Below are 22,102 nucleotides of genomic sequence, written 5' to 3'. Positions count from 1 at the left end.
ACGATTAAAGCTATGATGATGCGCCGACTCCTGCTCATTCTGCCCATCCTTTTGCTGTTCATCAACCTTCAGCCCGCCGCCGCAGGTGAGGCCGGTGTCAGCTTCGCCCCCGGCGCACACCTGCGCTTCGAGCATCTCACCATTGATGATGGCCTCTCGCAAAATGCCGGGCTGGCACTGCTGCAAGACCGCCAGGGCTACTTGTGGATCGGCACGCAAGATGGGCTGAACCGCTACAACGGCTACAGCCTCACCCACTTCAAGCATGATCCCGATAACCCCGCCAGTCTCAGCCATAACAGCATCATCGCGCTCTACGAAGACCGCGACGGTATGGTGTGGATTGGCACCTGGGGCGGCGGTCTGAACCGCTTCGACCCGGCAACTCAGCAGGTTACCCGCTATGTGCCCGACCCGGCCAACCCCAATAGCCTCGGCCACCCGATTGTCACCGACATCTTCCAGGATGGGCAGGGTATCTACTGGGTGGCCACGCTCGGTGGGCTGGATCGCTTCGACCCGGTTAGCGGGCAGTTTACCCACTTCCACCACAACCCCAACGACCCCGCCAGCCTCTCCAGCGATGCCATCTCGGTCATTCTGCCCGCTGCCGATGGCAAACTGTGGATCGGCACTGGCGCGTTCAACATTCCCGGCGCTGGGCTGAACCTGTTCGACCCGGCTACCGGCACGGCCCAACATCTCGAAAAAACCGGCGACTGCCTCGCGGCCCCGAACATCGCCGACCTCATGCCCGCCGCTGATGGCGCTGCGCTGTGGATCGCCTATGGTGGCTACGGCATTGCGGGTGGTGGCCTCGACCGCTATACCCCCCAAACCGGCGCGTGTGCCCACTTCGACAACAGCCAAACCTTTGATAGCCAGATTGCCGATAACAACTTCACCAATCTAGCCTTCGACCATGAAGGGGCGCTCTGGGCAACGAGTTGGTCGGGTGGTCTCTGGCGGATGGCTCCCGATGGAACGTTTATCGGTATCCACCACAACCCTGCCGACCCCGAAAGCCTTTCTAGCGACAACACCTTTACCGTCCTCCCCGACCGTTCCGGCGTCATCTGGGTGGGCACGCTCAGCGCGGGTATCAACAAGCTCAACCTCGATACGCTGCAATTCCGCACCTACCGCCACGATGCCGCCAACCCCAAGAGCCTGCCCAGCAACCACGTCAGCGCCTTTAGCGAAACCAGCGACGGCATCATCTGGCTGGGGAGCATCGAAAACGGGCTGGTGCGCTTCGACCCGGCCAGCGGCGAGTTTACGCCCTACCGTTCCGACCCGACCGACCCCAACAGTATCTCCGGTGATATGGTGCTTACCCTCTATGCCAATCCCGATGACACGCTCTGGGTCGGCACCCTCGGCAGCGGTCTGAACCGCTTCGATCCCCACACCGGCATCTTCACCCGCTACCAGAACGACCCTGCCAACCCCAACAGCCTGCTCGATAACCAGGTCACCAACCTCATCCGCGACCAAGCCGGGCGGCTGTGGGTGAGCAGTTTCGCTGGTCTTTCCCGCCTCGACCCTGGTGCGACGGGCTTTGTCAACTATCCCCTGTCCGCGCCGCCGGTCTCGCTTGGCCTCGTAGGAGATGAACTGTGGGCGGGAACCTGGGGCGGCGGACTCTACCGCCTCGACCTTTCTGACCCTCTCAGCCTAGACCCCGCCACAGCGAGCTTCGCCAGCCTGAAAAACGACCCCGCCAACCCCAACTCACTCAGCAACGACGGGGTCTGGACGATACTCCCAACCCCTGATGGCTTCGTCTGGCTGGGAACCCAGGCCGGACTCAACCGCTACAACCTCCAGACGGGTCAGTTCAGCATCTATACCGAGAAGAACGGCCTGCCCAACGCCTCGATTATGGGGCTTTTGTGGGATAGAGAGGGCTTCCTCTGGCTGACCACCAATCATGGCGTGGTCAGGTTCGACACCCAGACCGAAGCATTCTTGGTCTACGAAAAGAGCGACGGCCTGCAAGGCAACGAATTTAACTCGAATGCCTATTTTCAGGCCCGCAGCGGCGATTTTTATGTGGGCGGCGTCAACGGCTTCAGCGTCTTCGACCCGCTCAACCTGCGCCCGAACGAACTCCCGCCCCCGGTGGTCATCACCGACGTTGCGATCTTCAACACATCCCAGGCGTTTGACCCGGCGCAAACGGTGCGCCTGAACTACGACCAGAACTTCATCGCATTTGAATTTGCCGCGCTCGATTTCCAATCACCCGACAAAAACCAGTATGCCTACACACTGGAAGGCTTCGATAAAGAGTGGGTGCAAGCTGGCACACGCAACTACGCCAGCTACACCAACCTACCCGGCGGCAACTACACCTTCCGCGTGCGTGCCGCCAACAGCGACGGCGTCTGGAACGAGACCGGAACCGCGTTGCGGCTGACGGTGACGCCGCCCTTCTGGCAGACCTGGCCGTTCCAGGTGGGGCTGTTCCTAAGTGTGGTTGCGCTGGTTGGCATAGGACTGCATTGGCGCGTGCGGGCAGTGCGCGAACAAAACGCCCAATTGCAGAAGATACTCGAACAGCGCATTGCCGAGCGCACCGAGGAACTGAATCTTGCCAACGAACGCCTACGCGAGAAAGCCGCGCAAGACGCCGTAAGCGCCGAGCGCACCCGTCTGGCCCGCGACCTGCACGACGCCGTCACCCAAACCCTCTTCTCCACCACCCTGATCGCCGACGTGCTGCCCGATATTTGGGCGATGAATCCAGATGAGGGCAAACGCCGCCTAGAGGAGATACGCCAACTCACACGCGGCGCGCTGGCAGAAATGCGCACCCTGCTCGTAGAACTGCGCCCCAACGCCCTGGTAGAAGTACCGCTGCCCATACTCTTACGCCAACTGACCGAAGCCCTGATCGGTCGCTCGCGCATGAACATCCAACTCAGCAGCGAAGGCGAACGCAAACTCCCGCCCGATGTCCAGATCGGCCTCTACCGACTCGTCCAGGAAGCACTGAACAACGTCGTCAAGCACGCCAAAGCCAGCCAAGCCGTCGTCACCCTCCGGCTGGGCGACACCGTCCGCCTAAGCGTAACCGACAATGGGATCGGCTTCGATCCAGCGACAGTCACAGCCGATCATCTCGGCCTCAAAATCATGCGCGAACGCGCCGAAGCGATTGGCGTGAAGCTGAGTATCTACAGCGAACCGGGCGAGGGGACACAGATCTCGATGATTTGGCAAGCGCGTGATTGAGCGTAAGTATTCACACTGGGGTAAAGGAAGCTTCTGATTGACGCAAAGGTGCAAAGACGCAAAGGTTTTGTTGAAGGCTTTGCGCCTTAGCGTCTTGGCGTCAAAACCGGAATGCTAGGAGAACTGTGAACAGTTACGATTGAACATGGAAGGCGCGTATGACTGACAAAATCCGCATCATGCTCGTAGATGACCATGCCGTTGTCCGCTCTGGTCTAGGTGCATTCCTCAGCGTCAACCCCGACCTAGAGCTCGTTGGCGAAGCCGAAGATGGCGAACAGGCCATCGCCCGCGCCGCGATCCTCAAACCAGATGTGATCCTCATGGATCTGATGATGCCAGTCATGGATGGCGTCGCGGCGACTGCGGCGATCAAGCAGCAGCATCCGGGTATTCAGATCATCGCACTCACCAGCTTTCAAGAGGAAGAACTGGTACAGAACGTCCTCAAAGCCGGAGCCATCGGCTACCTGATGAAAAACATCAGCGCCCGCGAGTTAGCTGCGGCGATCAAAGCCGCCAAAGCGGGCAAACCGACCCTCGCCCCCGAAGCGACGCAGGCACTCGTGCATGCCAGCCAGCAACCCCAAGAGAGCGAAGGACTCACCGAGCGCGAGCGCGACGTGCTGAAGTTGCTGGTCGAGGGCTTAAACAACGCCGAAATCGCCGAGCGGCTGGTCGTCAGCCTCTCCACAGTCAAGTACCACATCAGCAACATCCTGATGAAGCTCGGTGTGGACAACCGCGTGGCCGCAGTGACCAAGGCGATCCAGAAGAAGATGGTGTGAAGCGGGTTGTTTATCCGCAGATTGTTTTTTATCCGCAGATGACGCAGATTACGCAGATTGTTTTGTTAGACATGGGGCGCGTTGGCGTTGGCTGAGCCTGCCGAAGCCAACGCCGCGCAGATTGTTTTTTATCCGCAGATTTCGCAGATTACGCAGATTGTTTTGTTAGACATGGGGCGCGTTGGCGTTGGCTGAGCTTGCCGAAGCCAACGCCGCGCAGGTTGTTTTTTATCCGCAGATTACGCAGATTGCGCAGATTGTTTTGTTAGACATGGGGCGCGTTGGCGTTGGCTGAGCCTGCCGAAGCCAACGCCGCGCAGATTGTTTTTTATCCGCAGATGACGCAGATTGCGCAGATTGTTTTGTTAGACATGGGGCGCGTTGGCGTTGGCTGAGCCTGCCGAAGCCAACGCCGCGCAGATTGTTTTTTATCCGCAGATGACGCAGATTACGCAGATTGTTTTGTTAGACATGGGGCGCGTTGGCGTTGGCTGAGCCTGCCGAAGCCAACGCCACACATCCCCTGGGCGCGTCGCGACGAAGCCCCTACGCCCCATCCGTAAGGGCTTCATCGTGATGCGCGCAGGCCCGTGTCCCCCGGTTGTTTACCGCAGATTTTTTAGGGTAAAATAACAAATCTACGTCATCTGCGGACACTACAAGGAGCATCCCACATGTCCGATCCACTCCTGGACGATCTGTTGCGCTCGGTTGCTCAGCCGATTATGGTGAACGGGCAGCCCTTCTTTGGCCGGGTTGAGGAACAGAATCAGTTTCGTACCACCCTGGATGCCCTGCGCAAGACTCCCCCCGGTGAGCACCTGCCTTTTGTGCTGCTCCTCTATGGCGATGGTGGTATCGGCAAGACGACGCTGGCACGCCGTTTCCGCGACATCATTGGCACGGAGTACCGCGATCAGTTCCAGATCCTGTGGGTGGATTGGGAGGACGAGCAGCGTCGCACGGCTCGGCTTCAGGTTGGCCGCGAGCATATTGGGGCTATCGAACTCTTCGACTCGCTCTATGCGATTGCTGTGCGCCAAGGCTGGAAGGCGCAGTTTGCCCAGTATCAGAGCGCACTCAAGATGCGCTCCGAGGCCGAACAGAAGGCCGCCGATGTGTTGGCCAGTGGCGGTGAAAAGGATGAGTTTGGCGAGTTGCGCGGCCTCAGTGCTACTGTTGTCGCTAAACTGCTGCGCTGGGGCGCGCCGGTGATCGGCGATGCGGGTGAGAACCTGGCTCGCAGCTTTGCCGATGCCGGGATCAAGGGTGGCGTCGAGGGGCTGAAGCGGGTGCGTGATGTGGCGACCACGCGCCTCAAGGCGAAACTCGATCCCGATACCCTCGACATCTACATTAACCCGGATGAGCGCCTCGCCGCTGCGCTGGCCGAGGGCTTCCGCACAATTGCCGCTAAACAGCCGCTGGTCGTCTTTCTGGATACCTATGAGCATGTGGATCGGGCTGATGATTATTTGCGCATGGTCATGCAGGCGGCAGGGCCACACATCCTCTGGGTGATCGCGGGCCGCGATAACCTGCTGCGTAGCCGTCAGTTTGGCGATAGGTACTACCAAGGCTATAGCGAAGAATGGCCACGCCGCCTCATCGCCTACGACATGCGCCAACTTGCGATGGATGATGTGCGCGCCTACTTTGCCACCTGTGTCCCAACGCGCCCACTCGACACAGACACCCTGGCTGCGATCAGCCGCGCTACCCGTGGCATCCCCCTGGCGGTGCGCGAGGCCGCTGAGATCTGGAAGCGCGGCCAACCGTTGGAGGAACTGATCGGCGATATTACCGACGGCACCCCCACCGGCGAGATTGTTCGCTATATGACCGAGCGCTACCAACTCCACTGCATCAACAATGAGACCGACCGCCGTCTGCTCTATGCGCTCGCGCTGGCCGAGGGTGATATTGATATTCTCCGCCCTATGGTGCAACTGATCGAGGGCAACGCTGGCAGCCTGGAGAATACCCTGCGGCGTCTCGAACGCGACTACGCCTCGGTTCACCGCGAACGATACCGCTTGCATGATGCGCCTGCCACCTTCTTCCTAGAATACCTGAAAGATCCGCTACGCCGGACGGAAACGTGGCTGTGCCAGTTGATCGAGCAAGCCTGTAGCATCCTGCGCACCGACCTAGAGCGGCAGCAGCAGAACCTCCCCCTGTTGGAAGAGCGCTGCACCGACGAGGATTGGATCAAGAATGCTCTCCGCCTGACAGACTACCTCTTCTGGCTTGAGGAAGAGCAGGCGTGGCGCTGGCTCATCCCGCGCTTTGTCGAGAGCCTCGCCTATAGTGACGAGCTACGGCTTGGCCTGCACAAACAGGCCGGACGTTGGAAGCGCTGGCTCAGTAAGGGCGGAGTGAAGCGGCTACGTCTGCTGCAAGGCTCTATGCCCTTCGTGAACACCACCGACGCCGAGCTCCTCACCGAACTCGACCGTCTAGCCGGACTGAAATGGCTCGACGGCGAGGGCGAAGCTGAGCGCAACGCCATCCTCGCGCTATGCCATGGGCAACTCGCAGCAGCGCAGAAGCACTACGCCCAGGCGATGCAGTGGTATGAGCGGGCCGAGCAGGGGCTGCCAGCAGACGGAGAACGCCTACAGCAGCAACTAGGGCAGGCATTACATGACCTAGCAACTACGCTGCTCTGGCCCAATAACGCGCAATATGCGGTCTATGCACCCGAGGCTGAGCCACTCTTGCGCAAGGTGGTGGGGTGGTTGAATGAGGATCAATACGCCCATAATCACCTGGGTGTTTCATTGAGACTAGCTGGCAAGTACGAGGATGCCATCGCCGCCTACCAGCAGGCCATCGCCCTCGCCCCCAACGATGCCTATCCGCACAATGAACTGGGCATTGTCTACTCGGATCTCAGACGCTTTGAGGACGCCATCGCCGCCTACCAGCAGGCCATCGCTCTTGACCCCAAATTTGCCTATCCCCACAATGGGCTGGGCAATGTCTACCGGGCTCTCGGACGCTTTGAAGAGGCCATCGCGGCCTACCAGCAGGCCATCGCTCTCGACCCCAAATATGCCTATCCCCACAATAACCTGGGCAATGTCTACCGGGCTCTCGGACGCTTTGAAGAGGCCATCGCGGCCTACCAACAGGCCATCGCTCTCGATCCCAACTATGCCTATCCCCACAATAACCTGGGCGAAGTCTACAACCTGCTTGGGCGTTTCGATGCGGCCCTGGCGGCATGCACGCGGGCGCTAGAACTTGACCCCAAATATAGTTGGGCACTCTACCAGCGGGCACTGGCGCAGCGGCTGATGGGGGATGACGAGGCTGCCACCCGCGATCTGGCCAGCGCCATTGCGATTGCCGAGCAAGACTATCAGCAACGCCCGCACAATTGGTGGAATCGCTTCAACCTAGCGCTCTACTCGCTGGTGGCGGGCGATGCGGCGGCGGCCCAGCAGCACTATGAGGCTGCACTCCATGACGGCACGGCTCGTGGAGTCATGCCTGAAGCCATCAATGATCTGCGCCTCTTGCTGCAACTCTTCCCCGGTCATCCCCATGCCGAGGTGTGGCGGCAACGTCTGCAAGCTCGGTTCGATGGGGGGGGGGAGTTTATTTATCCGCAGATTGTTTTTTATTTTATCCGCAGATTACGCAGATTACGCAGATTACGCAGATTACTTTTTATTTTATCTTAAAAATCTGCGTAATCTGCGTAATCTGCGGACATATCATTGGCTGCATCATCTGCGGACATATCATCGGCTGCGTAATCTGCGGACATATCATCGGGGAGGTAGGTTTACCCTGTTTCTGCAAATAGCATTGGCGAGAGCGCGTGGGAGTCGAACCCACCAACGCGGTTCGTCACCGCGCCCACTCGTTTTGAAGACGAGGACGACCACCGGGCCATATCCGCTCTCGCCCTAGATTGTAGGCGCTTAGGCGGTGGGTGTCAATCGGCCCCTCAGCGCTCCATCCAACCCCGCTCGATCGCGTAGCGCACCAGCGCAGCACGCCCACTTAAACCAAGCTTCTCTAGCGCCCGCGCTCGATAGGTCTCCACGGTCTTGATGCTGAGGTTTAATTGGAGCGCAATGTCTTTGTTGCTATAGCCCTGAACTACCCCTAGTACCACTTCGCGCTCACGTTCGCTCAGTTCGCTACCAAGAAGGTGGCTTGCTATCGGCGGTCGGTGGACGTATTGGGTGACGACATGATCCGCAAGCAGTGGATCGAGATAGAAGCCGTTCGATGCCACGGCACGGATGGCTTGAATCAACGCATCGGCGGCGGTGCGCTTCAGGATGTAGCCCGATGCACCGGCGGCAAGTGCGTGGCGCAGATTGTGGGTGTCGTCATGAACACTTAAGACGAGCACTTTGATGTTCGGGTATGCCTCTTTAATCTGTCGGGTGGTCTGGATGCCACCTCCATGCGGCATCGAGATGTCCATAATCACCACATCGGGTTGACAAAGTTCGATCTGCGTCCACGCGGTCTCGCCATCCCCGGCTTCACCAACGATGGTCATATCGGGTTGGCCCGTCATCAGGGCTTTCAGACCCTCGCGCAGCACCATGTGATCATCAACAAGGAATAGTCTGATGTTGCTCATGGTATATATCCTTGCTAGATGGTAAAGAGTGGGATATTGGCAAAGATAGAGGTGCCACTCCCGATGGTTGACTCGATCAGAAGATCGCCACCGAGGAGGGTGATGCGATCCCACATGCCCATCAGACCGAGATGATGTTTCACATCCAAATCTGCTCTCACTGTTGGCACAACAAAGCCTATTCCATCATCTTCGATGATGATACGTACCCGATTTCCATTCTGATCAATGATGACATTCACATTGGATGCCTGAGCATGCTTGGAAACATTCGCGAGTGACTCTTGGATAATTCTATATATAGTCATTTGAATAGATTCAAAGAGCAAATTTTCTTTCAATCCATTGGTCTGTAAATCAACGGGGATACGAGTACGTTCCGACCATTGTTCGATATAGTTTCGTAATGCCAATTCAATCCCCAATTCATCAAAAACCAGCGGGCGTAATTGCATAGCCAACTGACGAACATAGTAATCCATTTGGGTGATCGTTGTGCGTAGCTGGGTTATCCATTCAGCGATCTCATCATTGGTCGCAACATGTTCCTCCAGTGCTTTAAGATTCAGGATCAGGACGGCAAAATCTTGCCCAAGTTGATCATGGAGTTCGTAGGCAATTTGGCGGCGCTCTTCTTCCTGTGCGATCACGAGTTGTTGGATCAGGCGTTGGCGTGCTTGTTCGCTCTGTTCACGGGCAGCGATCTCTACCTGAAGGGCATGATTGACCTTAGCGAGTTCTTCGGTGCGTACACCCACCCGTGATTCAAGATCATCATGAGCATGTTGCAGGATCTCTTCGGTCTGTTTCAGAATCGTAATATCGGCAAAGGTGAGTACTACTCCATCAACCTTGTTGGTGAGGGTGTGGTATGGCCTGATGCGCATACTCCACCAACGATCACCGTCAGGCTGATAGACGATTGATTCAATCGGTTCGAGGGTCTCAATGACTTGGGAGATCAGGGTTTGGAGATCGCCAGCGACAAACTTGGCTTTGAGATCGGCGAGCGGACGCCCACAATCGGCGTCAATCAGGGCAAAGAGTTCGGTTGCTTGGGCGGTAAAACGGCTAATCCGTCCATCAGTACGCAGGAAAATGGCCGGAATCTGGGCACTCGCGAAGAGGTTGGCCAGATCGGTATTGACGCGATCAATTTCATCAATTTTGAGACTCAGCTCGGCATTCACCGTCTGAAGTTCCTCATTGATGGACTGAATCTCCTCCTTCGAGGTCTGTAACTCTTCGTTCGCCGCATGCAACTCCTCATTCACCGAACGTAGCTCTTCGTTGGCCGCAGTTAGATCAAGATTTGATTCTTGGAGTTCACTAATCGTGGCCTCCAGCGTCTCACGGGTGCGTTGGAGTTCCTGGGCTAATGTTGTTGCGGCAGGTTCGGCATTACGGAGGTGCTCGTCATCTTCCTGGGCGAACGTAGGTGTCGGTGGGCCACTCGACTGCAAGATAACGAGGAAGAGGCCACTATCAAGATTGGCATCAGGAAAGGGGCGAACCGTCAGATTCAAGCGGATCTGTCCATCGGGCAAGATCAGAGTGATATCCTCACGGGCAACTGCGGTGAGAGTTTGAAATGCGGTGCGTAGGGCTGCCCGCAGGGGCAGGCGCAAGTCAGAATGGGCGAGATCAAACAGATTCGACGTAGGGATACCGGCTGGAACCGTCAGATAGGGAGCGGCGCGACCGCTAATGTAGATGACCATGCCCAAGGGATCGATCACAATTGCGGTCGGGGCATAATCGCGGATTAGGACGCGCTCTATCGTGGTTGCGATCTTATCTGACGAGGATGGTAGGTGCGGAGGTACGCCTGAAATACGTGGTACGGGTTGAGTGGAGGCTGCCCAGGGCAGCACAATTTTCGATTGTACCAGCCGATCCTTGCGCTGGTAGATGCGATGGCGCGCATCAATCACGCGGAACATGTCCGAAGTATCGGTTGAACCCGTCACACTCTCCGCCGAACCCAGAAAGAGATAGCCATTCGGCGCGAGGGCGTAGTGGAAGGTCGGGATAATCTGGCGCTGGAGATCCGCATCAAAGTAGATCAGGAGATTGCGGCAGGCAATCAGATCCATACGCCCAAACGGGGGATCGCTGATCAGATTATGCAGCGAGAAGAGGCACAGTTCACGCAGGAATTTTGCAATCCGGTAGCCGGTTCCATCTACTTCAAAATAACGGGCTAAGCGCTTGGGGGAAATGTGATTGGTGCTGCTGGCATCATAATATCCGCGCCGTGCCACCACGAGCGCCGCCTCATCAATATCAGTCGCAAAAATCTGCACTGTTGGCGCGGTTTCAAGTTGTGCGAGATACTCATGCAGCATGATCGCCAGCGAATAGGCTTCTTCTCCCGTTGCACAGCCGGGCACCCAGATGCGAAGTATTGCGTGCGCATCTCTGCCGCGCAACAGATTGGTAAAGACAGTCGGGGCGAGGGCTTCAAAGGCATCTGCATCACGAAAAAACTCGGTGACACCGATCAACAAATCGCGAAAGAGGCGGTTAACTTCACTGCAATCCTGCTGCATGTGCTCAAGATAGGTTTCGATATTGGTGATGCGGAGTTGCTGCATACGGCCCGCGATGCGTCGCTGAAGGGTGGCATGTTTGTAATGAATAAAGTTATGCCCGGTACTCTGCTTGATGAGCGAGAGAATCTTGTGCAGGGTGGTCTCGGAGGATGGGTTGGGCTGGGGCTGAATCGAGGCCACCAGGAGTGACGGCATAGCCGCAATATCCAGCACGTGATCAACTACCCCCCACGCAATCGCCGATTGGGGCATCTGAGGATAGGCTGCCGACGTAGGAATCTGCGCTATCGTGGTGCCACCACATGCATGGATGGCGGCCAGACCTTCGGTTCCATCCGAGCCGGTTCCTGAAAGTACAATCCCGACCGCTCGTTCGGCTTGATCTTCGGCCAGCGAGCGAAAGAAGTGGTTGATCGGCAGCCGCAAGCCATGGCTCGCGGGTGGATCGAGGTAGAGGATTCCCTTGGCGATGGTTACGACCGTATTGGGTGGGATGAGATAGACATAGTTGGGCGCAACCGGAGTTTGATCGCAGATCGCGTTGACCGACATGCTGGTGTGGGGTGCAAGTAGTTCGGGGAGCATGCTGGTATGCTGCGGATCAAGGTGCTGAATGAAGACAAATGCCATCCCCGTATCTGACGGTGTATGGCGCAGGAATTCACTAAACGCTTCCAGTCCACCCGCAGAAGCCCCTACCCCGACAACACGCGGGATTGGTTGCGTAGCAACCGCTTGCTCTGACATGGTTTGCGGCTGTTGGGTAGCAACATCAGGATGAATGTCAGGATTATCGTTCATTGCGCCCTCCTTAGTGCAGGGCCGCTTATCAGCGGATGCGATTATATTGTAGCACAGTACGTTGTCAGGAATTCCCTTACATCAACTTGTCATACTTTACCTGCTAACCAAATAGGTTCTATTTCGACTATAGTAGGCATATGAACACCCTATGCACTCCGACATTATCTTAGGTGTATGCCTACAAAAAATGTAGGAATGATTATAGGGTTCTAGATTTCGTGAGTGGTGTGTAACAATGACGTTACCCTCCTACTCACGAAAATTTTTCTATAAATATTACGTTACGAGGAGGCAATGATGAGTAGAAGATATGTGAAGAGCCAAGCCCCACGTGAGCATGCGATTGCTTCAACTCATCAGTTTGTTGTTAAAGAAAAAAGAAGGAATCTAGATACGCACCATGAAGATATGTATTTTCTTCATTATACATCCGTACCTGAAGTATTATCCATGATACCGGTGATGCTCTTTACGACCCGACCGGATGGAATGTGGGATTATATCAACCCACTCTTCGCATCCTTCTTCAGCCTTTCAACAGAGACGCAAAAGGATCTGAATTGGATTAAGCTCGTACACCCTGACGATCAGATGGACTGTCTCATCTCCTGGAAGACCGCAATTGTAAACGTCATTCCTTTTCACGTCGAATATAGATTTCTTTTTGCAAATAGGGCATATCACTATTTGCACATCAACATGGTTCCGCAATGTAGCAAGGATGGGGTTTGTCTACGCTGGATCGGAACCGCAACACCCGTCGTCAAGGAGTACCAGATCACCCATGATCATGATCTCCGTAACCCTACCGAGCAGATTCGTGATGCGATTGAGAATATTATCTCGGTGACTGCGCACGAACTCTCAGCACCGCTCACGATTATCATGGGCCAAGCGAAGATTCTTCAACAACGAATGGAATTACATCCACATACGGATGCCAAGGATCAGCGTGCGGTTGATATGATGGTCGAGCAGAGTCTACGGCTTAGCCGCTTATTGCATATGCTCATGGACGCAACCCAGATTGACCACGGTCAGTTATATATGAGTACAAGCCGACTCGATATTGGTGCGTTTGTCTGGCGTGTCGTCCATACACTTCAATTGTCATTCCCGCAGCATAGCCTACGAGTGAATATTGAACCCGAACCGATGTGGATTGTGGGCGATGAGGTGCGGTTGGAGCAGGTACTACATAATCTCATCCAAAATGCGGTCAAGTATAGCCCGATGGGTAGTGAGGTTGCCATTCAGGTGACAGCGGATGATGAGTATACCCACATTGCCGTGCAAGATCACGGGATGGGCATCCCTAGCGATGTCCAAACCCATCTTTTTGAGCGCTTCTTCCGAGCGCATGTCCAGCATAACCGGGCGCAAACGGGGCTGGGGCTGGGGTTGTATATCTGCAAGGGGATTATCGATCTGCATCAAGGGAAGATTGAGTTGGCCAGTGCGGTCGGCGATGGTACGCTTGTCACGGTGAGCCTGCCGAGATGTGCAGTGTGAGACCCCCTCCCCCCTACCCTCTCCCGCAAGCGGAAGAGGGGTGCAGGGGGGTGAGGGTCGGAAGCCATTAGGCGCGCCGTCTCTACTGCGGAGCGAAGGCATCGCGCAGGCCGTCGCCAACAAAGTTGATGCTCAAGACCGTCACGAAGATGAGGCCACCGGGACAGAGCGCCAGCCAGGGGGCCGCTTGAAGGTACTGGCTGCCATCGGTGACGAGCCGCCCCCAGGTGGGGGTGTCGGGGGGGAAGCCGACGCCTAAGAAGGAGATGGTTGATTCGGCGATGATCGCACTGCCCACCTCTAAGGTCGCCGCCACCACAATTGGCCCGATGGCGTTGGGCAGTAGGTGCCGTATGATGATCGCCGGATGGCGCACTCCCAACGCTATCGCGGCGGTCACAAACTCCTGCTGTTTGAGGCTGAGGAGGGTGGCACGCACGATGCGGGCGGTGCTCATCCAGGCCAGCCCACCAATCACCAGCACCATGATCACAAAGACCCCCACCTCGCGTGAGCCGAGGAGCCGTACCACTGGCTCGCGGAACAGATAGACGATCAAGAGTGTGATCGGGATGCCCGGTAAGGCTAAACAGAGGTCGGTCAGGCGCATGAGGATCTGGTCAATCATGCCGCCGTAGAACCCGGCGATGGCTCCGATGGCAGTACCGAGGGCGATGGCGATCAGCATGGCGGCGAGGCCCACCGCAAGTGAGATGCGTCCGCCATACAGGCAACGCGCCAGCAGATCGCGACCGAGATCGTCGGTGCCAAAGGGGTGTACCGGGCTGGGTGGCTGGAGGATGGCGCGCAGATCGAAGTGTTCGATCAGGCTGCGCAGATCGGGGTGTGCCTCACGCGGGGGGCTGCCGTTGGCCTGGAGTTGGGCGATGAGGTAGTACTGGTAGGCCAGTGGCCCCAGGGTGATCGCGAGCAGCAGGCAGAGCAGCACCGCGCACCCGAAGAGGGCGAGGCGGTGACGGCGAAAGCGCCACCAAGCATCGGTCATAAGGCTGCGGGCGGGGCGCTCAGTCGGCATAGCGCACCCGTGGATCGAGCAACCCATACAGGATGTCGGCGATCAGGTTGAAGATCACGGTCAGGACGGCGAAGATGAAGGTGATCGCCATGACGACCGGGGTGTCGTTGGTGTTGATCGAGCTAATCAGCAGCGCACCGATGCCATTCACGCGGAAGAGGGTCTCAGTAATGATCGCCCCGGAGAAGATGCTGGGCATACTCAAGGCTACCAGTGTCACCACGGGGATGAGGCTATTGGGCAGCAGGTGGCGCAGCACCACGATCCACTCGCGTAACCCCTTGGCGCGTGCGGTACGTACATAGTCCTGGTTAAGGTTTTCGAGCATCGCGGCGCGCATAAAGCGAGCAATCGCCCCGGTCTGCTGCACCACCACCACCAGCACCGGCAGGAACATCTGGCGCAGTTGCTGCCCCAGGCTGGCCAAGTCGCGGACTTCAAGGGTGGAACTGTAGACCAGCGGGAACCAGCGCAGATGTACCGCAAAGACGAGCATGCAGATGATGCCGATGAAGAACGAGGGCAGCGAGAGGCCGATCAGGGCCAGTAGGGTGGCGATGGTGTCGAAGAGCGAGTATTGTTTGACCGCCGAGATGATCCCGATGGGGATGGCGAGGGCGATCCCGATCAGGTGGGCGCTCCCCACCACCAGCAACGTCTGGGGGAGGCGCTGCCAGATCAGATCAATCACCGGCGATTTGCTGGCAAATGAGAAGCCCCAATCACCACGCATAAGCGCACTGAGCCACTTGAGGTAACGGATCGGCCAGGGTTGATCGAGGCCAAACTGAATGCGGATCAGTTCGCGAGTCGCTTCAGGAATCGCCGGGTTGAGCGCAAATTCAGCCAGCGGATCACCCGGCGCTAATGCCAGCACCGCAAAGATGACCATGCTGATGAGTAAGAGAGTGGGGATCGCAATCAGCAAGCGACGGAGGATGTAGTGGGTCATGGTTGGTATCGTGATCCGTATGGGGCGCGTCGCGACGCGCCCCATACGTCCGCCGCATCGCTTATGGTACCCGCTTCCAGGTGGCGATGTTCCAGAACATCGAGTCGAACGAGCTATGGGTCGGGCCGACCAAGCTCTTCGCCTTGGCATTCGGCGTCAGACGGTTGATCAGCGGAATGACTACCGCGTCGTTGATCAGGAAATCGTTCAACTGCATGGCCAACTCGGCACGTTTGCTGGAGTCAAACTCGCTGATGAACTGATTGTAGAGCGCATCATAGGCCGGGTTGCAGTAGCGCAGATCGTTGGCCTTGGTCCACTGGTTGGCCACCGAGTTGACCTCAGCACAGATCCAGGCTTGGAAGTAAGAGTCGAGGCCATAGTCCATGGGCCGGTTGCTATACATCTGGAGGTCGGCGAAGAACTGGTGCATCGTATGTTCGTTGTCCACCGCGCTGCCAAAGAAGACGCTGCTATCGTAGGCTTCGAGATCGACCTGAATGCCCACATCGGCCAGATTGGACTTGATGATCGCCTGTTCACTCTGGCGCAAGGCGTTGATGTTGGTCTGGAAACTGAGCCGCAGCGGCTTACCGTCGCGCTCACGCACCTTACCACCTTCGGGCAGGAGCCAACCGGCCTCATCAAGCAGCGCTTTAGCCGCCTCAAGATCACGCGCACAGGTGAGGCTGGTTGAGGCATACGCCTGCGGAATGACCGAGATGTTGCAGGTTGGCACGCCCGAAGTCCCAAAGAGTTGATCGGCGATCATCTGGCGATCTATCGCCTTGGTGATCGCCTGACGCACACGCAGATCACTCAGAATGGGGTTGGGCTGATCCGGCTCGGAGCGCTGCGCCCCCAGCGCCGGATCGGGGTTGGAGAAGTTGAAGTTGATGCGCTCGACCCCCGCTGATCCGCCCGCGACCGTATCACACATACCCGCCGCCAAGATCGGATCGAGCACCGCCTTAGTCACCTGCAAATTGCCGGTAAAATCGGCCTCGCCGGTCTCACACACCGCCCGCGCCGCCGAGGCCGGATCGCCGCCGCCCTTGATCTCGATCTGATCAAACGCGGTGTTGGCGGCATCGCGGTAGTTGGGGTTCTGCGCGTAGAGCACGGTATCGCCGGGGCGGAACTCCTTCAGTTTATAGGCATTGGTGCCAATCGGGGCCAGATTGGCCGCCTGACAGTTGGCGTCCTGCATGGCGTTGGCCCCGATGCAGTTGGCAAACTGGGCCTGCTGCAAGATCAGCCCGCTGCGGCTGACGAAGGTGGTGAAGGGGTTGGGGGTAGGCTGCTTCCAGGTGATCTTCACGGTGGCGGCATCGAGCGCCTCGATCTGCTCCACATTGGCGAAGAGCGAGGTCCAGACACAACCCGTGGCCACATCGGTGCAGTAGCGCCACGTGAAGACCACATCTTGCGCCGTGAAGGGCGTGCCATCCGACCAGAGTACGTCGGGTTTGAGTTTCCAGGTGATGCTGCGGTAATCATCGGCGATGCCGCCATTATCCAGGCTAGGAATCTCGGCGGCCAGCGCCGGCACCAGTTGATCATCCTGGTTGTAGTGGGCCAGCGGCTCCAGGATGATCGTCGCCCCATCAAGATCCTTGCTGCCACTCGACAAGTATGGGTTAAGAACCGTGATGGCCTGGGAATAGAGAATCTTGAGCGTCCCCCCACTGCTCGGAACTGCCGGAGTAGGACTCTCTACAAGCGCCACCGTGGGTTCGGCCACCGCGCTTTCCGCTACCGTCGGTACCAATGTGGGGCTACCTACGGGTGGTGGCGCACTACACGCACTTAATAGCGTGGCTGCCAGCATCCCCACGACAATCAACGTCCAGATCCGTTTACGCAACACGCGAACCTCCTACCTAACAGATGACGGACAACAGACTATAGAATCGGGGAACGACACCACCAACAGTGATGGGTCGGCCCGTCATCCCAAGGGGTGGTTCGATCAGAAAACCCTCACCCACGGTGTCCAGTGGGTGAGGGTGATCGTTACGTAATACGGCCAGATCACTATCTCATGGGTGACAACCATGTCATATCAATTTTGGCTCGGATGCTAGGTAGGAATGGCGTAAACATACCATATCCGGGTGATCTCTGTCAACGTAGGTTGGCCGTAACTGTAGGGCATGGGCAAAGTCCTTGGGGCTGCGCCCCAAACCCTCATTTTTGTTGTTTTTTGGCGGCTACGCCGCCAAAAAACAACAAAAAAAATATCTTCGGGGGCGGCGAATCCGCCCCCAAACCCCCACCGGAGGAACCCTACTCCACATTCCCAAAGATACCCGTAATCTTTGAACTCTGTGGCCCGCCACGGCCATGCATCCCAAACTCACCACGCCGGAAGGCGACTTGTCCACTCACCATGGTCAGCATCACCTGGCCCTTGAGTTGCTGGCCTTGCAAGGGGGTACTCTTGCTCAACGAGGCCAACTGGCTCCGCTCCACCGTCCACATTCGATCAGGATCGAAGATAACAATATCGGCGCGGGAGCCGGGGCGCAGGGTGGCCGGGGAGCGCCCCATCACCTGAGCTGGGCCTTCGGTGAGGCGGGCGACCGTGTTGACCAGATCCATCTCCCCGCGATGCACCAGGGTCAAAACGAGGCCCAATGCGGTCTCCAGGCTACTAATACCAGGTGCGGCGACCCCATACTCGCACTCCTTCTCCACACGGGTGCGCGGGGCATGGCCACTCGCAATCGCGTCAATCGTACCGTCGTTTAGGCCAGCAATCAGCGCCTCCACATCCTGTTCACTGCGCAGCGGCGGGCGCACGCGGGTCGAACTATCATAGGGTGGGAGAAGATTCGGATTGAGCCAGCTAGGCAAGCCCAACTCCGGGGCCGTATTACGGCGATTCTTGCCCTTGCCGCGATGAGTGGGCGTAGCCGCTGACAACGGGAGCGGCGGTGGTGCGAGTGTACCCAACACCCATGTATCACTCAACGTCAGATGATACGGTGAGACCTGGGCAGTAACATGCACCCCCCGTTCCTTGGCGGCCCGAATGAGCGCCACGCCAGCGGCGGTACTCACCTGACAGATATGCAGATGGGCGCGGGTATCTTCGGCCAAGGCGATGTCACGCGCAATGATGATCTCTTCGGCAGCAGCGGGCAAGCCGGGGAGACCCAGACGCATACTGACTGCCCCCTCGTGCATGGCCCAGTTCAGCCCCAACCGTGAATCTTCACAGTGGCTCATGACGGGAAGATTGAGCGCCGCCGCATAGGCCAGCGCGTTGCGCATCACCCCCGCATCAAGGATCGTGCGCCCCGCATCGCTAAAGGCGATACAGCCCGCCTCGGCCAATTCGATCATCTCGGTCAGGATCTTGCCCTCGCGCCCCTGCGTAATCGCCCCGATCAACGCCACATGGCCCTGAGCCTCACGCTGGGCAATCGCGGCCACCTGATGCGCCACGGCAGCACAATCTAAAACCGGGTTGGTGTTGGGCATCGCGCAGACCATCGTGAAGCCACCCTGCACCGCTGCGCGCGTGCCGGTCGCTATCGTTTCACGCTGCTCATAGCCCGGTTCACCCAACTCGGCGTGTAAGTCGGTGAAACCCGGAGCCACCACACAGCCCCCAGCATGAATCACCTCGGTACCCTCAGGGAGGGGGCCAAGATCAACCCCCATCTCAGCCATATCAATCAGGCGCTCAACCTTGCCATCCACCACCAGCACATCACCGACGGTAGCCACACGGCGAGCCGGGTCAATAATAGACCCATTGCGTATCAAGTAGTTCATGTTCTCTCTCTCCTACCCACCCAGACGGTAGAGTAGCGCCATACGCACCGCGACCCCGTTGGTCACCTGAGCTTCGATCACCGAATTGGGGGCGGTAGCCGCCTCCGGTGAGATCTCCACACCCTCATTCATCGGGCCGGGGTGCATAATCAGCGTATGTTCGCCCAAACGCGCTAGGCGTTCGGGAGTCAGCCCATAGTGGCGGCTATACTCGCGGAGGGAAGGCAACAAGCCACCCTGCATACGCTCCTTCTGAATGCGCAACGCCATCACTACATCCGCTCCCTCCAAGGCCGCATCGAGACGGTGGCTGATGCTGATACCGGGCCATGTCGCGAGCCAATAGTGGCTAGGGCCAAGCAGAGTCGGCGGGGCACACAGAGTCACATGGGCACCCATACGGGTCAAGCCCCAAATGTCAGAGCGTGCCACCCGACTATGCAGGATATCACCGACAATCACCACCTTCAGGCCAGCAAGCTGGCCGAGGCGTTCACGGATGGTGAAGAGATCGAGCAGCGCCTGGCTGGGATGGGCATGGCGACCATCGCCAGCATTGATCACCGGGCCGTGGAAGTGCTGCGCCACCAGATAGGGCGCACCGGACTGACTATGGCGGATCACCACCATATCGGCTCCGAGCGCCTGAAGAGTGCGCACGGTATCAATCAGCGATTCACCCTTCTCGACACTACTACCACGGGCGGTAAAGTTGACAATATTGGCCGAAAGAGCGCGAGCCGCCAATTCAAACGAAATCCGCGTGCGGGTACTCTCCTCAAAGAACATATTGACCACCGTGCGACCACGCAAGGCGGGCACTTGTTTAATTTCGCGGGAGAGCACTTCCTTCATGCTATCGGTCGTCACCAAGATCTCCTCGATCTCCTCAGCAGAGATCTGATCAAGGTCAATCATATGGCGACGGGACATAGATGTCTGTTGCATAATCAAGCGGGGGGGAGCGTCATGGAATCACACCATCACGCTCACTGTTCAGCCTTCGTGCGTTCGATCACGACCTCGTCTTCACCATCAATCTCGCGCAGATGCACCATCACATGCTCAGAACGTGAGGTCGGCACATTCTTACCGACAAAATCGGCGCGGATGGGCAATTCGCGGTGGCCGCGATCTATCAGCACCGCCAACTGAATACAATCGGGGCGGCCCAGATCGGCAATCGCATCCAGCGCAGCGCGCACAGTACGCCCGGTATAGAGCACATCATCAACCAACACCACCACCTTAGCGGTCAGATCGTGCTGAATGCTGGTCTTACCAACCTCGGCCATTCCCCGGCGACGCAGGTCATCGCGGTAGAGCGTAATATCGAGTTGCCCCACTGGAAGCAGGACACCCTCAAAATCAGCAATCGTCGCCGCAATACGTTCAGCGAGGGGCACACCCCGGCGCGGAATCCCCACCAGGATGACATTCTGAAGCCCGCCGTTGCGCTCATCAATCTCGTGGGCGATGCGCACCAAGGCACGGCGCATCTCGTCGGGAGTGAGAATCTGCTTGCGATTGTTCATCGGTGCGTACTTCTGTCTGTAGGCAATAAAAACCCCGTAGCCCCACAGATCAGGGGTACGGGACGAACGAGCAGCGTGCGCAATCGTTGCGCTAGGTATGGCATCTAGGTTGCTCCTTCACAGCCTCGCGGGACTGCGTTAAAGGATGATCGTGGCGAGTGTACCACGCGCATGCGGGGGTGTCAATGCAAACTCTCGGCCATACTCTGGCGACGGGCGATGATCTGCATGAGTGCGCGGCGGCGTTCGTGGAGTTGGACACTACTGCGACCAGACTGGTTGAGCGTAGCGATCTGGGCATCGAGCAGCGCCAGCATCTCATTGAGGTAGGCCAAGACCAACTGGGCACGCTGGCGCAACTGGCCACGCACGAGATCTTGGTTGGCCGCATCAAGCAGCGCCCGCACGCCCAAAAAGACTCCGGTGCCCAGCAGCACTGCCACCCCGATCCCCGGCACCATCCCCAGTCCCAAACCCAGCGCGGCCAAGCCGGAGGTAATCCCCGCCGCACTCAGGCCAATCACCGAACCAGAGACATACACAATCGCAATCGGCACCCCAACCGCCGCCAAACCGGCAGCAGCCGTCTTGGTCGCTTGCGCCGCCGCGTTATCATTCTGGCCACGCAGCCGAATGGCGCGCATCTCGCGGATAAAGCGCCAGATCGCCCGATACTGCTCGTCGCCCACCGCAAGTACCTGCTGAGCCTGGGTAAGCAACTGATCCTGAGCCGGATCGAGCAGATCATTTGCCCAAGCCACCTCCAGCAGATTGAGCAACAGCGCATAGCGCAACGTATCATCGGCAGCGCTAAAGGCAGCGATGGCATCAGCCAGAGTGGGTGGAGCCAGCACATAGCTGACTACCACCTGACGACTGGCGGGCGTCAGGCCATCCAGATCGAGCAAATCTACAATCAGCAGCAACTCGTCCTTATCCAGCGCCCCATCGGCATAGGCCATAGCATAGAGCGCCCCGGCATACGCCACGCGCTGATGTTCGGCGAGCGCAGCGAAATTCACCGGCTCCATCGGCACGTCACCCGTCACCAACTGCTGCACCTGACCAAGCGCCTCATTCACGCCACGGCCAGCCTCACCAACCACATCCTGCGCCACCTTGCCCGCCTCACGGGCGAGGCGTTCAGCCTCTTTGCGCGCCGCATCGAGCGTAAGCTGAGTCTTCCCCAGCGCTTTCCCCAGATCGCCCCAGAAGTCGCTCATAAACACCTCGCAGTGGGAATAGCGGGTTGCGATGGCCCGGCCATGTTGAAGCAGACGGC

The 22,102-nt window shown here is 57.9% G+C and carries 13 protein-coding genes and 1 tRNA gene; 4 read left to right on the top strand and 10 right to left on the bottom strand.

Annotated features, from left to right (window positions below; all coding sequences use genetic code 11):
* Positions 1–12: 12 nt before the first annotated feature.
* From EKD03_RS05500 to EKD03_RS05490, 3 genes are all read left to right on the top strand, one after another.
* Positions 13–3,240, top strand: a complete 3,228-nt coding sequence (locus EKD03_RS05500) for a ligand-binding sensor domain-containing protein (RefSeq protein ID WP_129628402.1) — start codon at positions 13–15, stop codon at positions 3,238–3,240.
* Positions 3,241–3,398: 158 nt separating this feature from the next.
* Entirely contained in the window at positions 3,399–4,028 is a 630-nt protein-coding gene (locus EKD03_RS05495) for a response regulator (RefSeq protein ID WP_129628399.1), read from the top strand.
* A gap of 674 nt (positions 4,029–4,702) precedes the next feature.
* On the top strand, positions 4,703–7,720 hold the full coding sequence (locus tag EKD03_RS05490) for a tetratricopeptide repeat protein (RefSeq protein WP_129628397.1): 3,018 nt from the start codon (positions 4,703–4,705) through the stop codon (positions 7,718–7,720).
* A 128-nt stretch (positions 7,721–7,848) separates the two neighbouring features.
* Here the strand turns inward: EKD03_RS05490 and EKD03_RS18305 are convergent.
* From EKD03_RS18305 to EKD03_RS05480, 3 genes are all read right to left on the bottom strand, one after another.
* A tRNA-Sec gene (locus EKD03_RS18305) sits at positions 7,849–7,945 on the bottom strand.
* Between the two features lie 44 nt (positions 7,946–7,989).
* Positions 7,990–8,640, bottom strand: a complete 651-nt coding sequence (locus EKD03_RS05485) for a response regulator transcription factor (protein ID WP_129628395.1) — start codon at positions 8,638–8,640, stop codon at positions 7,990–7,992.
* 14 nt (positions 8,641–8,654) lie between these two features.
* Positions 8,655–11,996, bottom strand: a complete 3,342-nt coding sequence (locus EKD03_RS05480; RefSeq protein ID WP_129628393.1) for a chemotaxis protein CheB — start codon at positions 11,994–11,996, stop codon at positions 8,655–8,657.
* 297 nt (positions 11,997–12,293) lie between these two features.
* Between EKD03_RS05480 and EKD03_RS05475 the strand changes: the two genes are divergently transcribed.
* Complete coding sequence (locus EKD03_RS05475; RefSeq protein ID WP_129628391.1) at positions 12,294–13,511, top strand: ATP-binding protein; 1,218 nt, start codon at positions 12,294–12,296, stop codon at positions 13,509–13,511.
* 82 nt (positions 13,512–13,593) lie between these two features.
* Here EKD03_RS05475 and EKD03_RS05470 read toward each other — a convergent pair whose 3' ends face one another.
* From EKD03_RS05470 to EKD03_RS05440, 7 genes are all read right to left on the bottom strand, one after another.
* Entirely contained in the window at positions 13,594–14,547 is a 954-nt protein-coding gene (locus tag EKD03_RS05470; RefSeq protein ID WP_129628389.1) for an ABC transporter permease, read from the bottom strand.
* Positions 14,537–15,499 (bottom strand): ABC transporter permease, encoded by a 963-nt coding sequence (locus EKD03_RS05465; protein WP_129628387.1) that lies wholly within the window; start codon positions 15,497–15,499, stop codon positions 14,537–14,539. Before EKD03_RS05465 ends, EKD03_RS05470 begins: the two co-directional genes overlap by 11 nt.
* Before the next feature lie 61 nt (positions 15,500–15,560).
* Positions 15,561–17,369 carry a peptide ABC transporter substrate-binding protein gene (locus tag EKD03_RS05460; RefSeq protein ID WP_174842814.1) on the bottom strand — a complete coding sequence of 603 codons (1,809 nt, stop codon included), beginning with the start codon at positions 17,367–17,369 and terminating at the stop codon, positions 15,561–15,563.
* A 419-nt stretch (positions 17,370–17,788) separates the two neighbouring features.
* Positions 17,789–19,285: a dihydroorotase gene (locus tag EKD03_RS05455; protein ID WP_129628385.1), complete on the bottom strand. Its 1,497-nt coding sequence runs from the start codon at positions 19,283–19,285 to the stop codon at positions 17,789–17,791.
* 12 nt (positions 19,286–19,297) lie between these two features.
* Positions 19,298–20,218, bottom strand: a complete 921-nt coding sequence (locus EKD03_RS05450) for an aspartate carbamoyltransferase catalytic subunit (RefSeq protein ID WP_129628383.1) — start codon at positions 20,216–20,218, stop codon at positions 19,298–19,300.
* Positions 20,219–20,274: 56 nt separating this feature from the next.
* A complete protein-coding gene (pyrR, locus tag EKD03_RS05445; protein WP_129628381.1) occupies positions 20,275–20,820 on the bottom strand; it encodes a bifunctional pyr operon transcriptional regulator/uracil phosphoribosyltransferase PyrR in 546 nt (181 codons plus the stop codon).
* Between the two features lie 182 nt (positions 20,821–21,002).
* Positions 21,003–22,043 (bottom strand): TerB family tellurite resistance protein, encoded by a 1,041-nt coding sequence (locus tag EKD03_RS05440; protein WP_129628379.1) that lies wholly within the window; start codon positions 22,041–22,043, stop codon positions 21,003–21,005.
* Between the last annotated feature and the right edge of the window lie 59 nt (positions 22,044–22,102).

Source organism: Candidatus Oscillochloris fontis (genome assembly GCF_004138135.1).
GTDB lineage: Bacteria > Chloroflexota > Chloroflexia > Chloroflexales > Chloroflexaceae > Oscillochloris > Oscillochloris fontis.
This window is presented reverse-complemented; position numbering and strand designations above follow the sequence as displayed.

Bases quoted from the DNA above. Each gene is read 5' to 3' on its own strand.
- EKD03_RS05500 (WP_129628402.1), top strand. From the start codon at position 13: ATGATGATGCGCCGACTCCTGCTCATTCTGCCCATCCTTTTGCTGTTC.
- EKD03_RS05495 (WP_129628399.1), top strand. From the start codon at position 3,399: ATGACTGACAAAATCCGCATCATGCTCGTAGATGACCATGCCGTTGTC.
- EKD03_RS05490 (WP_129628397.1), top strand. From the start codon at position 4,703: ATGTCCGATCCACTCCTGGACGATCTGTTGCGCTCGGTTGCTCAGCCG.
- EKD03_RS05485 (WP_129628395.1), bottom strand. From the start codon at position 8,640: ATGAGCAACATCAGACTATTCCTTGTTGATGATCACATGGTGCTGCGC.
- EKD03_RS05480 (WP_129628393.1), bottom strand. From the start codon at position 11,996: ATGAACGATAATCCTGACATTCATCCTGATGTTGCTACCCAACAGCCG.
- EKD03_RS05475 (WP_129628391.1), top strand. From the start codon at position 12,294: ATGATGAGTAGAAGATATGTGAAGAGCCAAGCCCCACGTGAGCATGCG.
- EKD03_RS05470 (WP_129628389.1), bottom strand. From the start codon at position 14,547: ATGCCGACTGAGCGCCCCGCCCGCAGCCTTATGACCGATGCTTGGTGG.
- EKD03_RS05465 (WP_129628387.1), bottom strand. From the start codon at position 15,499: ATGACCCACTACATCCTCCGTCGCTTGCTGATTGCGATCCCCACTCTC.
- EKD03_RS05455 (WP_129628385.1), bottom strand. From the start codon at position 19,285: ATGAACTACTTGATACGCAATGGGTCTATTATTGACCCGGCTCGCCGT.
- EKD03_RS05450 (WP_129628383.1), bottom strand. From the start codon at position 20,218: ATGTCCCGTCGCCATATGATTGACCTTGATCAGATCTCTGCTGAGGAG.
- pyrR (WP_129628381.1), bottom strand. From the start codon at position 20,820: ATGAACAATCGCAAGCAGATTCTCACTCCCGACGAGATGCGCCGTGCC.
- EKD03_RS05440 (WP_129628379.1), bottom strand. From the start codon at position 22,043: ATGAGCGACTTCTGGGGCGATCTGGGGAAAGCGCTGGGGAAGACTCAG.